Annotated in this window: 9 protein-coding genes; 4 read left to right on the top strand and 5 right to left on the bottom strand. The window is 67.7% G+C overall.

The features are described 5' to 3' along the window. Positions 1-5: 5 nt before the first annotated feature. The gene (locus K254_RS26370; protein WP_051389404.1) at positions 6-3,581 is read right to left on the bottom strand and encodes a sialidase family protein; all 3,576 of its coding nucleotides are present in this window, start codon (positions 3,579-3,581) and stop codon (positions 6-8) included. A 280-nt stretch (positions 3,582-3,861) separates the two neighbouring features. Continuing rightward, entirely contained in the window at positions 3,862-6,531 is a 2,670-nt protein-coding gene (locus K254_RS0119165; RefSeq protein WP_026556706.1) for an exo-alpha-sialidase, read from the bottom strand. A gap of 379 nt (positions 6,532-6,910) precedes the next feature. Between K254_RS0119165 and purS the strand changes: the two genes are divergently transcribed. The 4 genes from purS to K254_RS25030 all read left to right on the top strand — a co-directional run bounded on the left by purS (position 6,911) and on the right by K254_RS25030 (position 12,334). Then, a complete protein-coding gene (purS, locus tag K254_RS0119160; protein ID WP_026556705.1) occupies positions 6,911-7,162 on the top strand; it encodes a phosphoribosylformylglycinamidine synthase subunit PurS in 252 nt (83 codons plus the stop codon). A 2-nt stretch (positions 7,163-7,164) separates the two neighbouring features. Further along, a complete protein-coding gene (gene purQ, locus K254_RS0119155; protein WP_026556704.1) occupies positions 7,165-7,917 on the top strand; it encodes a phosphoribosylformylglycinamidine synthase subunit PurQ in 753 nt (250 codons plus the stop codon). Then, a complete protein-coding gene (gene purL / locus K254_RS0119150; protein WP_051389403.1) occupies positions 7,918-10,257 on the top strand; it encodes a phosphoribosylformylglycinamidine synthase subunit PurL in 2,340 nt (779 codons plus the stop codon). A 343-nt stretch (positions 10,258-10,600) separates the two neighbouring features. Next, positions 10,601-12,334, top strand: coding sequence for a putative Ig domain-containing protein (locus K254_RS25030; protein ID WP_081710257.1), 1,734 nt, complete (start codon positions 10,601-10,603; stop codon positions 12,332-12,334). Positions 12,335-12,435: 101 nt separating this feature from the next. Here K254_RS25030 and K254_RS0119140 read toward each other — a convergent pair whose 3' ends face one another. From K254_RS0119140 to K254_RS0119130, 3 genes are read right to left on the bottom strand one after another with little or no spacing between them, the layout of a single operon-like run. Continuing rightward, a complete protein-coding gene (locus K254_RS0119140) occupies positions 12,436-13,086 on the bottom strand; it encodes a hypothetical protein (RefSeq protein WP_026556702.1) in 651 nt (216 codons plus the stop codon). Continuing rightward, complete coding sequence (locus K254_RS0119135; RefSeq protein ID WP_026556701.1) at positions 13,083-13,688, bottom strand: DUF1990 family protein; 606 nt, start codon at positions 13,686-13,688, stop codon at positions 13,083-13,085. Before K254_RS0119135 ends, K254_RS0119140 begins: the two co-directional genes overlap by 4 nt. Then, positions 13,678-14,079 carry an MmcQ/YjbR family DNA-binding protein gene (locus K254_RS0119130; protein ID WP_026556700.1) on the bottom strand — a complete coding sequence of 134 codons (402 nt, stop codon included), beginning with the start codon at positions 14,077-14,079 and terminating at the stop codon, positions 13,678-13,680. Before K254_RS0119130 ends, K254_RS0119135 begins: the two co-directional genes overlap by 11 nt. Between the last annotated feature and the right edge of the window lie 51 nt (positions 14,080-14,130).

The following is a 14,130-nucleotide window of genomic DNA, read 5'->3' as shown; positions in this document are numbered from 1 at the left end:
GTCCGCTAGGCCCGGCGGCGGGCGTTGCGCACCAGCAGGAGCACACCGCCCAGCAGCAAGGCTGCGCTGAAGGCACCCAGCGCCAGGCCGTCGAAGCCGGTGCTGGCGAGCGTCTGGTCAACGGCACCTTCGCCCTGCACGGGGGCCGGAGCCGGGGCGGCCCCCGGCGATTCCGCGGCCGGCGGGGTGGTGCCCGGGTCGACGACGGCGGGCACCATCAGCGCTCCCGTACCCACCAGCTCTCCGGCGGCGTTCTGGACGGCTATGGTGTGCGAGCCGGCCGGGAAGCCGGCCGGCACGGCGAGGCCGGCGGCCAGCTGGGCACCGGTGAACCAGCCCAGACCCACGGGCTCGGAGTGCAGCGAGACGAAGAACCACTCGTTGGCAGCCAGGCCCGGGAGCTTGAAGGTCTCACCCGGGGCGGCCTGCTGGCCATCACATGCCACCTCGGGGTTCGCGGTGGCGAGGTCCTCGTCCGTCGGCAGGGCTGGGGCCGCTTCGGGCTTGACCGGTGCCAGCTTCAGCGTGGTGTCCGAGGCGGTGCCGCTGGCCTCGATGTCCCGGGAACCGTTGGACGCGGTGACGGTGGCGGAGGGGCCCTCCACCGAACCGGCGGCCACATCGGCATCCGTGAGCGTGTAGGTGGCTGTGCCTGTCAGCGTGGCACCCACGGCCAGGTCGGCGGAATCGGTGCCCGGCAGGCCGGAAACATCCGTCAGGGACACATTGCCGGCGTTCTTCGCCGTCGTGGTGAACACGATGGTGTCCCCGGCGCTGGCGTACCCGCTGCCGTCGACGTCGTAGAGCTCGCTGCCGGTGACAGCGACGGTGAGCACGGGGTTGCGGACCAGCAGGTCCTGCTCCCCGCCGTCAATGGCGTAGTCCTTGGTCGGAGCGCCTGCGCCCGTCACCTGCCAGGTGGTGGACGGGATGAAGAAGCCCTGGGCCGCTTCGTCGGCGGTGACGGTGTGCTTCGGCGTGGCGCAGGTGTAGTTTGCGCCAGCGGCCAGGACCTTGAAGCGGCAGTTGCCGGCGCCGTCGTTGGGGACGAGCGGAGCGAAGTTGCCGCCCATCGGGACCACTGCCTCGTCAATGTTGCCGGTGCTGGTGACGACGAACTGGTAGGAAACCTTGCTGCCCGCGGCGTAGGGGTTGGCGGCCAGATCGGGGCCGGCATCCGTCCGGGAGCCCACGATGGTGGCGCCGACGACGGGGCCGTCACCGCCGCATGCGCCTTCGGTGCACAGGGTGATGGCAGCGGCAGTTGCGCTCTTGGCCGCGGTCTTGGCGCCGTTGGCACCCGTGGCGGAGATGGTGGAGGCGGCCACGGACTTGGCCGTGACCTCATCCGCCGTCAGCGTGTGCACGGTGGTGGCGGTGGACGTGGCGGCCGGGGCCATCGAGGCGGCAGCGGCACCGGGCAGGCCTGTGACGTTGGCCAGCGGCACATTGCCGTTGTTGGTGATGGTGGTGGTGTAGGTGATGGTGTCGCCCACGCTGGCGTAGCGGTTGCCGTCGACGTCGGCAAGGGCGCCGGCCGTGTGGGTGACGGACAGCGAGGGGTTGCGGACCATCAGATCCACCTCGTCACCGGTGATGGTGTAGTCCTTGGTCGTGGCACCGGAGCCGGTGACCTGCCAGGTGGTGGCCGGGACGAAGAAGCCCTGGGCCGCCTCATCGGCCGTCACCGCGTGCTGGGGCGTGGTGCACGTGTAGCCGGCCGCGGCACCCAGTGCGCTGTAGCGGCAGTTGCCGCCACCCGGCGGCAGGAAGGGGGCAAAGTTGCCGCTCTGCGGCACCACGGCCTCGGTGATGTTTCCGGTGCTGGTGACATCGAACTTGTACGCAACCTGGTTGCCGGCAACGTACGGGTTTGCCGCGAGGTCGCGGCCGGCGTCGTTGCGGGAGCCGACGATGGTGGCGCCGACGACGGGGCCGGAGCCACCGGTTACGGTGATCGCAACGATGCCGCTGGCCTGGTTGGCGCCCACGCTGACGGTGGCAGCCAGGTTCACGGTGCCGGCCAGTGCGGTGGGCGAGATGGTGAAGGGAACGTTGACGGTGGCGGTGCCGCCGTCGGCGATGGTCGGCACGGCAACGCTGGGCAGCGCCCAGCCGGCCTTGGGGGCGAATGCCGCCGTGGCGCCGGCCAGGGGTGCGCCGGAGTTGTTGGTGATGGTCACCGCGGAGGTGCCGCTGGCGCCGTTGGCGGCGCTGGCTGCGGTGCCCGCGACGGTGACGCCGCACATGATGCCGAGCCACTCGGCGTTGAACTTGCCGAAGGTGATGCGGTTGTTGTCGCCCTCGTAGAGCACGCCGAAGCTGCCGTCGGACAGGGCGGTGGCGGTGGAGTAGCTCATGGTGCCGGACTTGAACTGCTTGCCCGCAGACCAGGTGGCGCCGTCGTTGCAGGAGTAGCGGATGGTGCCGTTGGTGCGCGAGGAGTTGCTGTTGGCGTTGGAGAACAGCAGGATCTTGGCCTTGGCGCTGCCCTGGGCGGCATCGGGGTACATGCGGGTGATGGAGGCGTTGTTGGTCGGATCGACCAGGTTGGCGTCATAGGTGACGGTCCCCCACGTGGCGCCGCCATCGCTGGAGATGGAGACCTTGCGGCCCTTGCCATTGGCGTTGTCGCGCGAATTGAGCATCACGCGGCCATCGGAAAGTTCAACCGTCTTGTTCTCATCCATCGAGGTGCCCATGAAGGCCCCGCGCTGCCAGGTCTTGCCGTGGTCGTCCGAGTAGACGCTGTAGGCCTGGATGGCCTCGGTGTTGTTGGCCTGGCGGACACGGCCGGCGAACTGCTGGATCATGCGGCCCTTGTACGCGCCGTACTTGAGCTGGATGCCCTCGCCGGAGGAGGCGAAGAAGCCTGCCACGCCGCCCACACCTGCGACGCCGCCGACGGTGGTGCCTGCGGGCTTGGCGACATCGGTGAGCAGCGGGCCGTCGAAGGCTGCGTACTTGGAACCGGCCGCGTAGTTGGAAGGCGTGGGCAGCACGGGCTGGTTGGCCGGGTCGGTGGACCAGGTCAGACCGCCGTCGGTGGAGACCGAAACTTCGGTGGTGACCTGCTGGCGGTCCGTGTCATCGCTGGAGAAGGTGCCGCCCCAGAAGCCCTGGTCCTTGGAGTACACGTGGAAGTTGAAGACCGTGCCGGTCTCCTTGTCCACGATGTAGGAGGGATCCGAGAAGCCGTAGCGCAGGTTGCCATTGGCGGCGAGCTGGCCGCGGGCGATGAAGGTGGGAGCACTCCAGGTGGCACCGTAGTCGGTGCTGCGGCGCTGGATGATCGAGTTCGGAGCGGGCGAGTCCCCGCCGTCGGGGCGGCCATCGTAGGCGGCCAGCAGGACGCCGTTGCCCAGATCCGCCAGAGCAGGGATCCGGTAGTACGGGGCCAGGGCGGAGTCGATGGCGTTGTCGCCATTGAAGGCCAGGCTCTGCTCCGCGTAGCTGGGGGCTGGGGTTTCCGCGGCATTGGCCGGGGCCAGCGCTCCCACCAGCAGGCTGGCAGACAGTGCGCAGACCGCCGAGGTCTTGGCGGCAATCCGCCAGCGGCGTCGGGTGTTCGGGGACGTCATCCGGTTCCTTTCACTGCGGCCCTGAGCGGGCCGAGAAGCCGATCCCTACCTCCATCGAGGCGCCGGATCCTTCGAGGATCAGACGGGAGGACATGGAATGTCCTACGAGCCTAAGTGATACGGATAACAAGCGTGCTGTGTGTCACAACATGACGAAAGGGCCCTGCCAAACAGCAGGACCCTTCATGGACGTCAGCACAACTGTGCGACAGAAAACGTCCCCAACCCAGTGGTTTAAGAGCGTCTTCTGTCGCACAGATGCAGGGTGTGCGGGTGGGGACTACTTTGCGGGAGTCACCTGGAAGGAGCCCCAGGAGAGGCGGTTTCCGGCGGCATCGCGCACCACGAGGTTGTCCATGCCGTTCTTCGTGCCGGCTGGCAGGACAAACGTGACGGTGTTGTTCTTCTCGGCCTGGAACCAACCGATGCGGGCACTGTGCTGGTTCAGGTACACGTAGTACCACTGGCCGTAGACCACGTTGTGGATGGTGACGGTGTCGCCGACGCTGTACTTGGCGGTGCCCAGCCCCAGATCCACCGGCGGCGCCCCCTTCAGGTTTTCCTTGGAGAGGTCCGGATCCGTGCCGGGCTTGGCCGGCAGGACGCGCAGTGCGACGGCGTTTGCCACCAGATCGGCGGTGGCGGTCTTGGCGCCGTTCTGCGCCGAGGCCTGCACAACCGTTCCGGGCACCTGGGCCGCGGCGAGGTCCGCCGCAGTCAGGGCGTAGGTGGTGGTGGCGGTGGCCGAGGCACCCACCGCGAGGGCCATCGGGTCCAGGCCGAGGCCCGGCGCTGCCAGACCGGTCAGCGGCACATTGCCGTTGTTCTGGACGGCGTAGGAGTACGTGATGGTGTCGCCGGGGGTGGCGTAGCCGTCGCCGTCAACGTCGTTCCAGACGGCAGCGGCCGTGCCGGCCAGAGCCGGGTTGCGGACCATCAGGTCCACCTCGCCACCGGTGATGGTGTAGTTCTGGGTGGTTGCCCCGGTGCCGGTGACCTGCCAGGTGGTGACAGGGGTGAAGAAGCCCTGGGCCACCTCATCCGCTGTCACGGTGTGCTTGGGCGTGCTGCAGACGTAGCCGGCCCAGACAGCCAGCGTGCTGAAGCGGCAGTTGCCGCCGCCGTCGGCCGGCACAAACGGCTTGAAGGCGCCCGTCTGCGGGACAACAGACTCGGTGATGTTTCCGGTGCTGGTGACGGTGAACTTGTAAGGCAGGGCCTCGCCTGCTGCATACGGGGATGTGGCCAGGTCGCGGCCGGCATCGTTGCGCTCGCCCTTGATGTCGGCGCCCACAATGGTTTCGGTGGAGCCGCCGGTGATGGTGACCTTGGCCGGGGCCGAGACGGAACGGGTGCCGGCCACAACCTTGGCGGCGATGTTGGCGGTGCCGGCCTTGGCGTAGGACGGAATGGTCACCGGGACCTGGACGACGACGGAGCCGCCGGCCGGGATGCTGGGCACGGTGGTGGAGCCGAAGGTCCAGCCCGGCAGCTCGGTGAACGTTGCCGTGGCACCTTCCAGCGCGGATTCGCCGGTGTTGCTGACGGTCAGCTCGGCGTTGACAGTGGCACCGTTGGCGCCGGTGATGGCGGCGGCGCTGACGCTGGCGCCGCAGTAGACGTCGAGCCACTCGGCATTGAAGGCGCCGTAGGTGATGGTGTTGTTGTCACCCTCGTAGAGCAGACCGAAGGTGCCGTCGGAAAGTGCCGTGACAGTGGAGTAGCTCATGGTGCCGGACTTGAACTGCTTGCCGGCGGACCACGTGGTGCCGTCATCGCAGGAGTAGCGGATGGTGCCATTGGAGCGCGAGGAGGTGCTGTTGGCATTGGAGAACAGCAGCATCTTGGCCTTGGCGCTGCCCTGTGCGGCATCCGGGTACATGCGCGTGATGGAGGCGTTGTTGGTCGGATCGGCCAGCGTGGCATTGACAGTCACGGGACCGTAGGTGGCGCCGCCGTCCTTGGAGATGGCCACCTTGCGGCCCTTGCTGCCCGCGCTGTCGCGGGAGTTCAGCATCACGTCGCCATTGGAGAGTTCCACCGTCTTGTTCTCGTCCATGCCGGTGCCCACGTAGGCGCCGCGCTGCCAGGTCTTGCCATGGTCGTCCGAGTAGACGCTGTAGGACTGGTAGGGCGTCGAGCCGTCCGCCTGGCGTACGACGCCGGTGAACTGCTGGACCAGGCGGCCCTTGTACGCGCCGTACTTGAGCTGGATGCCCTCGCCGGAGGCGGCGAACACGCCCTTGACGCCGCCGACGTTGGCGACGCCGTTCACGGTGGTGCCAACGGGCTTGACCACATCGGTGACCAGCGGGCCGTCAAAACCCGCGTACGGGGAACCGGCCGGGTAGGACACGGGGGTGGGCAGCGTGGGCTGGTTGGCCGGGTCGGTGGACCAGGTCAGGCCGTCGTCGGTGGAAACGGAGACCTCAGCGCTGACCACCTGGCGGTCGGCGTCGTCATTGCCCCAGGCGCTGGCGGCGAAGCCGGTGTCCTTGGAGTAGACGTGGAAGTTGAAGATCGTGCCGGTCTCGCGGTCCACCACGTAGGACGGGTCCGAGAAGCCGTAGCGGAACGTGCCAGTCGCGGCCAGCTGGCCGCGGGCAATGAAGGTGGGGGCACCCCAGGTCTTGCCGTTGTCGATGCTGCGGCGCTGGACGATGGAGTTGGCCGAGGGCGAGTCGCCGCCGTCGGGGCGGCCGTCGTAGGAGGCCAGCAGGACGCCGTTGCCCAGGTCGGCCAGGGCGGGGATGCGGTAGAAGGGGGCCAGCGAGGAGCTGATGGCATTGTCGCCGTTGGAGGCGAGCACCTGCTGGGAGTAGGAGGGCGCGGGAGTTTCCGCGGCCTGGGCCGGTGCCAGCATCGTTGCCAGCAGACCTGCGGTCAATGCGCCGGCCGCGGAGGCCTTGGCGGCAAACCGCAGGTTGCGTCGGGTGTTCGGGGACGTCATCCGGTTCCTTTCGTTGCGGCCTGGTCCGGCCGCTTCGCCGAGCCACATCTGATTGATCATGAGCGGTTGGGGGTGCCATTGATCATCAGACATGGAATGTCCTACCTATCGTAGGGTGAGTCGAGTCACTTGTGTAGCCCATTTCACACATGGCCCCGGCGAGTCCTGCAATCGGCCCGTTCCCCGTGGACCGGGCGCGGGGGTGGCCGCAGGGCGGCCCGGGGCGCGGCTGCCCACGTCCCCTCGGCTTGCGAACACTCGGTAGAATGGAAGGGCAAGCTCGCGGAGCGCCTGTGTCATGTGGTTTCTTGGATCCCCCAGTTCGGCGTGAGACGGCAACTCCGTGGCCAACCCCTCTCTTCACATCAGGAGTTCCCGGATGCCCCGGATCGTTGTCGATGTCATGCTCAAACCCGAAATTCTGGACCCGCAGGGGAAGGCCATCGTTGGCGCACTCCCCCGCCTGGGCTTCACCGAGTTCTCCGCAGTCCGCCAGGGCAAGCGCTTCGAACTGACCGTGGACGGCGAGGTGACCGACGAGATCCTGGCCAAGGCCCGCGAGGCCGCCGAGACCATGCTCTCCAACCCGGTCATCGAAGACGTAGTGAACGTCGAAGTAGTGGCGGACTAGCCATGACCGAAACTCCTCTGATCGGCGAGGTGTCGTCTGGCGTTGCCAGCGCGGCCCTCAGCGGCGCCCGCATCGGCGTCGTCACGTTCCCCGGAACCCTTGATGACCGCGACGCCGCCCGCGCCGTACGCCTGGCCGGCGCCACCGCCGTCGAGCTGTGGCACGGCGACAACGAGCTGGCCGACGTCGACGCCGTCGTCATCCCCGGCGGCTTCTCCTACGGCGACTACCTGCGCGCCGGCGCCATCTCCCGCTTCGCCCCGCTGATGTCGCGCATCGTTGATGCCGCCAACTCCGATGCCAAGCTGCCCGTGCTGGGCATTTGCAATGGCTTCCAGATCCTCACCGAGGCGCACCTGCTGCCCGGCTCGATGATCAAGAACGACCACCTGAAGTTCCTGTGCCGCGACCAGGTGCTGCGCGTGGAGAACAACACCACCGCATGGACCAACGCCTACGCAGCGGGCCAGGAAATCACCGTCCCGCTGAAGAACCAGGACGGCCAGTACATTGCCGACGAGAAGACCCTCGACGCCCTTGAGGCCGAGGGCCGCGTGGCGTTCCGCTACGTCGGCATGAACCCGAACGGCTCCCGCCGCGACATCGCCGGCATCACCAACGCCGCGGGCAACGTGGTGGGCCTCATGCCGCACCCGGAGCACGCCATCGAGGTCGGCTACGGCCCGGACCACACCGGCACGGACGGCCTTGGCTTCTTCACGTCGGTCCTGAACACGCTGCTGGGAGGCAAATAAATGTCTGAGATCTCGACAGGCTCGACCACCGAAGCGGCAGAGTCGGCCAAGAAGTTCAACATCGACACTGTCGAAAACGCCGCCAAGACGCCCGACGTCGAACTGCCCTGGGCCGAGCTCGGCCTGAAGCAGAACGAGTTCGACGACGTCGTCAAGGTTTTGGGCCGCCGCCCCACCGGTGCCGAGCTGGCCATGTACTCCGTCATGTGGAGCGAGCACTGTTCCTACAAGTCCTCCAAGAACCACCTGCGCCAGTTCGGCTCCAAGGTGACCGAGGAGATGAAGAAGGACATGCTGGTCGGCATCGGCGAGAACGCCGGTGTGACCAACCTGGGCGACGGCTGGGCCGTGACGTTCAAGATCGAGTCCCACAATTCGCCGTCGTTCGTGGAGCCCTACCAGGGTGCCGCGACCGGCATCGGCGGCATCGTCCGCGACATCATCTCCATGGGCGCGCGCCCGGTGGCCGTGATGGACCCGCTGCGCTTTGGCGCCATCGACCACCCGGACACCGCCCGCGTCATGCACGGCGCCGTGGCAGGCATCGGCGGCTACGGCAACTCGCTGGGCCTGCCGAACATCGGTGGCGAAATGGTCTTCGACGCCGTCTACCAGGGCAACCCGCTGGTGAACGCACTGGCCGTGGGCGTCATGCGCCACGAGGACATCCGCCTGGCCAACGCCTCGGGCAAGGGCAACAAGGTGGTCCTGTTCGGTGCACGCACCGGCGGCGACGGCATCGGCGGCGCCTCGGTGCTGGCCTCGGAGTCCTTCGACGACACCAAGCCCTCCAAGCGCCCCGCCGTGCAGGTGGGCGATCCCTTCGCCGAGAAGGTGCTCATTGAGTGCTGCCTGGAACTCTTCAAGGGCTCCCTGGTTGAGGGCATCCAGGACCTGGGCGCCGCAGGCATCTCCTGCGCCACCAGCGAGCTGGCCTCCAACGGCGACGGCGGCATGCAGGTTGAGCTGACCTCCGTGCTGCTGCGCGACCCCACGCTGACCCCGGGCGAAATTCTGATGTCCGAGTCGCAGGAACGCATGATGGCCGTCGTGACGCCGGAGAACATTGCCGCGTTCGAGGCTGTCATGGAGAAGTGGGCCGTGGAGTACTCCTGGCTCGGCGAGGTCACCGACACCGGCCGCCTGATCATCACGTGGGAAGGCGAAGTCATTGTCGACGTCGACCCGCGCACCGTGGCACACGACGGTCCGGTCTACGACCGCCCGTACGCCCGCCCCCAGTGGCAGGATGCCCTGCAGGCCGACACCTTCACCGGCAGCGTCCAGGACGGTGGCCGCCCGGCCTCGGCCGAGGACATCAAGGCCGCCGTGCTGGAGCTCATCGCCTCCCCGAACATGTGCTCCAAGGACTGGATCACCAACCAGTACGACCGCTACGTCGGCGGCAACACCGCCCTGGCGTTCCCGGACGATGCCGGCGTGGTCCGCGTGGACGAGGAGACCGGCCTGGGCGTTGCCCTGGCCACCGACGCCAACGGCCGCTACACCTTCCTGGACCCGTTCCACGGTGCACAGCTGGCGCTGGCCGAGGCCTACCGCAACGTCGCCACCTCCGGCGCCGTGCCCATGGCCGTCAGCGACTGCCTGAACTTCGGCTCCCCCGAGGATCCGGATGTCATGTGGCAGCTGGCCGAGTCCATCCGCGGCCTGTCCGACGCCTGCATGGAACTGGGCATCCCGGTCACCGGCGGCAACGTCTCGCTGTACAACCAGACCGGCACCACGCCCATCCACCCCTCCCCCGTGGTGGCTGTGCTGGGCAAGCTGGACGACGTCGCGCGCCGCACCCCCTCAGGCTGGAAGGAAGACGGCCAGGCCATCTACCTGCTGGGCACGACGGCGGACGAGCTGGATGGTTCCGAGTGGGCCAACCTGCGCGGCCACCTGGGCGGCCTGCCGCCTAAGGTTGTTCTGTCCGCCGAGCGCGCGCTGGGTGAGATCCTGATCAACGCCTCCCGCGACGGCATGGTGGACGCCGCGCACGACCTCTCCGAGGGTGGCCTCGCGGCAGCCCTGGTGGAGTCCTCGCTGCGATACAACACCGGTGCCCGCATCGCGCTGGACGAGGTTGCCGCCCGCGACGGCGTCGACGCGTTCACGCTGCTGTTCTCCGAGTCGCAGGCCCGTGCCATCGTGGCCGTGCCCCGCTCGGAGGAGATCCGCTTCACCGACATGTGCACCGCCCGGAACTTCCCGGCCGCACGCATCGGCGTCGTGGATGCAGCCTCGGGCTCCCTGGACCTGCAGGGCCAGTTCAGCGTTCCGCTGGACGAGCTCCGCGAGGCCCACGAGGCCACCCTGCCGAAGTACTTCGGCTAATCCCCACGCCCTCCCTCATTGCAAACGCTGGCGCGTCTGCAATGAGGGGCCCTCGGGCGCGTGGGCCCAGCCATTGGTTGAGCTTGGGGCCACGCCCGCAGGGTTCCCTGACCGAGCGCAGCGAGGTTAGGGGGCGGGTGGGGAGCTAGACCAAGGGAAACCCCGGTCCACTCCTTGCGAGTTGGCCGGGGTTTTTGCATTCGTGCATCATATTCGACCGTGGGACCGTCGGGTGGGGTCTTCCGGACGCAACTTTTGGGGAATGAAGCTTCGCAGGCAGGATGCATACACTAGTCTGGGAGCGGCCCGGTGTGGGTGCACTTGCCCGCGCTGAGGAGCCTCCATGAGAACCCGCCCATTGTCCCTGCCCCGATGGTCCGCAATTGCGGTGGCCGGTGCAGTTCTGCTGACGGCCCAGATGCCGCTTGCGGCACAGGCCGCCCCGTCGACGTACCAGGCCAGCGGAACAGTCGACGTCGGCGCCAGGCCAACGGATGTGGCCTTCAATGCGACCACCAACATGATCTATGTTGCCAACACTGACGACAACACGGTGTCGGCAATCAATGGATCAACCGGCGCGGTAACCGATACCTTCTCCGCGGGCTTGATGGCAAACCCCAGCCAGCCAAGCTCCATCGCGGTGAACGAAGGCACCAACACGGTCTACGTTGCCAATTCGAACACCGATCCGGCCACCCCGGGCTACAACACAGTGTCGAAGATCGACATCGCAACGGGGGTGCTGACGCACATCCCGGTGGCCCTGTATCCCTACGCCATGGCCGTGAACGAGACGACAAACAAGATCTACGTGGCCAATCTGAGCCATTCCGTCACAGAGATCGACGGCGCAACGGGTGCGGTGAGGACCATCAACGTGGGCAACGTCTTTAGCCAACCCACCGCGATCACCGTAAATGAGACAACGAACAAGATCTACGCCGTCGACTACATCGGCAGCGAGCTGTTTGAAATCGACGGAGCCAGTTTCACATGGCAGGCGTCCCAGTGGGTGGGCGGCAATCCATTCGGGGTTGCCGTCAATGAGGCCACAAACACGATCTACACCACCAGCTTCGCGACCGACACCGTTAGGGTGCTCGACGGGGCGACCCGTGCAATCGTAAGCACCATAGCCGTGGGGGACGCGCCCTTCGAAATCCAGGTGGATGACAGCCGGAACACCGTCTTCGTCGCGAACGGAGATGCCGGCACTGTGTCGGTGATCGATGGTGCCACCAATACAGTGGCCTCCACGGTCGCCGTGGGTGCCTCGACACGTGCCTTGGCCTTGAACACCGCGGCCAACACTGTCTACGCCACGCGCGATGGCAACAAATTGTCGATCATTGATGCCTTGACGCCGCCCGTCATCACCACCACCGACCTTGCCCCGGCAGTTGTGGGTGCGGCCTACTCCGCCACGATTGGCGCCACAGGCTCCGGACCCATCACCTTCGCAGTGACGTCGGGAGCGCTGCCCGCAGGCCTGGCTCTGGACCCCGCCACCGGAATCCTTTCGGGGACACCCACCTCGGCCGGTCCGTCCAGTTTCACTGTCACGGCCACCGGCACGGTTGGCTCCGACTCGCACGTCTTCACTTTCTCCACCAATGAGGCGCCGGCCATCACCACCGATTCCCTCCCCGACGGCATCATGGGCCAGGAGTACTCGGCAACGCTCACCGCGACAGGCACCGCACCCTTCACCTTCGCGGTAGCCGCGGGCGTACTGCCTGCCGGTCTGGCTCTGGACCCCGCCACCGGCATCATTTCAGGAACACCCACGGCCGCCGGCGCGGCGAGCTTCACTGTCACCGCCACGAACGCGGCCGGAACCGCAGAGCAGGCATTCACCATCACGACAGCCCCTGCACCAGTAACGCCCGTGGAGCCAGCGGTCCCCGTGGCACCGGTTGCCCCCGCGGCACCGATCGCCCCCACCGAGGCGGCACCGGCTCTGGCGGAGACCGGCGTCGAGGCCCTGCCGTGGGCCGCCGGCTCGGGCCTGGTGTTGATTGCCGGAGCCGTTCTGTTCCTGCTGGGCCGCTCACGCCGGCGCGCCACGGCATAGAAGCGACGGCGGAGACCGCCCAGGAGGCGGATCCGCGCCATTTATGAGCCCGTTTCCGCATTCTGACACCGTTGCAACGGTGTCAGAATGCGGAAACGGGCTCATTCCTGCTTTGGGGCCTTTTCCTGGGCTGCCAGAGCCTCGTCCAGTGCTTCGTGGGCGTAGGCCTGCTGCTCTGGCGTGCCCACCTCGTCCGCGGCCTCCAAGGCTCCACGAAAGGCCGCGACGGCGGCGTCGATCTCGCCGTCGTCGGCCAGTGCGGAGCCCAGATTGTTCAGCAGCGGCACCCGCCAGCGGGCCAGCCGGCGAAGCTCTGTCGGAGTGCCGCCGGCGTCGTCGATGGCCGCCAGCGCCGCCGTCGTCCACTTGCGGATGTGCCCGCTGTCGGCGATGGCCAGCATGTGCAGGGCGTCGACCTGCAGGAAGTGCAGGCCGTCCGTGCGGGCCAGCACGGCGGCCAGCTCAAAGTGCGGCAGGGCCGCGGCCACCTGGCCGGACGAATTGAGCACGCGGCCACGCTCCAGCTCAATGCGCACCGCCACGGCGGCATCGTGCGGCGTCAATGCATCGAGCACGCCGAAGGCATCCGCATAGAGGCCCTGCAGCCCCAGCGTCCGCGCTACCTGGGTGGCCAGCTCGGCCGACTCTTCCGGCTCCACGCCGTCGGCCGCCATCGCCGCCCGGAAGCGCTCCCCGGAACCGGCGGGATCGCCAAAGTCCCAGAGTTCGTCCAAGATTTGCTGCGCTATCACTGCCGCTCCTGTCGTTTGTGTGCCGCGGCCACGAGCGACGCCGCCGCGGCCAGATAGTTCCGCGTCACCAGCTTCTGCGTCAACGTGGTGACGGGGCTGCCGAGTTTGAAGACGAGTCCGGCCGGGCGGCTGAACGCCAGCAGCCGGAAGCGCACGATGCCCTCCTCGTCCATGGTCGCAACGAACGCCTCTTCACCGCTGGCCGGGTGCCCCGGGAGCGTCCCGTAGCCAAAGCCGGCCAGCCGCGTCGTGGCGCAGGCAGGCTCCCCGGTTCCTTCGGCGGGGACGGGTTCCACCCACACCACCTCGCAGGGAACGGGCAGGCGCACGCGTCCCACACCGAATCCGCTGACCACCCGCCCGCCTGCTTCGACAGTGGGTGCAGCGTGGACAGTGAGGCCGGCGCGGCGCTGGATCTGCCAGGTCAGGATGCCGTCGGCCAGGGCGTGGAAGTCGCCGGCTCCGGAGCCCACCTCGATGCTGATGTCCACGCCGCGGCAGCCCGGGGGCCAGTGGATTTCGCCGCTGTCTTCGGTGGCCAGGACCCTGGTGAGCCCCACCTGCGGGTACGTCAGCTGCCCGCGCGCTGCCCTAGCGTCCACGGGCCAGCCCGCTCCAGCCCAGGGCCTCGCGCTGGCCGCGCGGCAGGGCCGACACCACCAGATCATAGGAATCCTCGAGCATGTCCAGCACCATGCGGTCCGCCAGAACCGAGCAGTCGGCGGTGTTCCAGTGCTTCTTGTTCAGATGCCAGCCGCCCGTGATGCCCGGATGGGCCAGACGCAGCTGGCGGGCCAGTTCCGGCTCGCATTTGAGGCTGATCTTCAGCGGGTTGCCGTCCAGGACCGAGATGGCGAACATCTTGCCCGTCCGCGCAGCCCCCGCGCTGGCCGGTGCCGCCACCTTGAAGACGGATGATTCCGGGCCAAACGGGAAATCTTCGTAGGCGCCGGGCAGTGCCAGCGCGGCGTTTCTCAGGGTGTCAGCATCCACCCTCCGAGCCTATACCTGGCCACCGGTGTGGGGCGCCGGCGGCGCCATTGT

Origin of the sequence: Arthrobacter sp. 35W (genome assembly GCF_000482545.1) — a bacterium.
Lineage (GTDB): Bacteria > Actinomycetota > Actinomycetes > Actinomycetales > Micrococcaceae > Specibacter.
This window is presented reverse-complemented; position numbering and strand designations above follow the sequence as displayed.

Excerpts from the sequence above, each read along its gene's own strand:
- K254_RS26370 (WP_051389404.1), bottom strand. The coding sequence starts at position 3,581 with ATGACGTCCCCGAACACCCGACGCCGCTGGCGGATTGCCGCCAAGACC.
- K254_RS25030 (WP_081710257.1), top strand. The coding sequence starts at position 10,601 with ATGAGAACCCGCCCATTGTCCCTGCCCCGATGGTCCGCAATTGCGGTG.
- purL (WP_051389403.1), top strand. The coding sequence starts at position 7,918 with ATGTCTGAGATCTCGACAGGCTCGACCACCGAAGCGGCAGAGTCGGCC.
- purS (WP_026556705.1), top strand. The coding sequence starts at position 6,911 with ATGCCCCGGATCGTTGTCGATGTCATGCTCAAACCCGAAATTCTGGAC.
- K254_RS0119165 (WP_026556706.1), bottom strand. The coding sequence starts at position 6,531 with ATGACGTCCCCGAACACCCGACGCAACCTGCGGTTTGCCGCCAAGGCC.
- purQ (WP_026556704.1), top strand. The coding sequence starts at position 7,165 with ATGACCGAAACTCCTCTGATCGGCGAGGTGTCGTCTGGCGTTGCCAGC.